The following is a 319-nucleotide window of genomic DNA, read 5'->3' as shown; positions in this document are numbered from 1 at the left end:
TATTTTCTAAAACTTTGAATAAATTTGGCAAAGTTAAAGTATGCCCTCATTGCTCTGAACAATTTAAATCATTTATAAATTTTAAAGTGGCCGCTATTTTATTTATACCTGCTCTTGTATTATCACTATTTATTTTAAAGCCATTCATCATATCCCTTGGTCTCACTGGAGGTGTTTCTACAGGTATTATGGGTGGATTACTTGTTTTATTATCTATGCGACTAAAGAAGCTAGATTAACCTAACAAGGCATTCAAACGGACAAAAAACAGTTGGCTGTTTTCACTTCGTTCAACATTATAGCCAACAATTTTTTGCCG

General features: G+C 32.3%; 1 protein-coding gene. It reads left to right on the top strand.

What is annotated here, in order from left to right; translation table 11 throughout:
- Positions 1 to 239, top strand: a 239-nt coding sequence (locus tag H4J67_RS20395) for a hypothetical protein (protein ID WP_220471684.1), incomplete at its 5' end; no start/stop codon positions are given.
- Between the last annotated feature and the right edge of the window lie 80 nt (positions 240 to 319).

Source organism: Colwellia sp. BRX10-4 (assembly GCF_014077465.1).
GTDB lineage: Bacteria > Pseudomonadota > Gammaproteobacteria > Enterobacterales > Alteromonadaceae > Colwellia_A.
The sequence above is the reverse complement of the archived record's forward strand: the minus strand, read 5'-3'. Positions and strand labels throughout refer to the sequence as shown.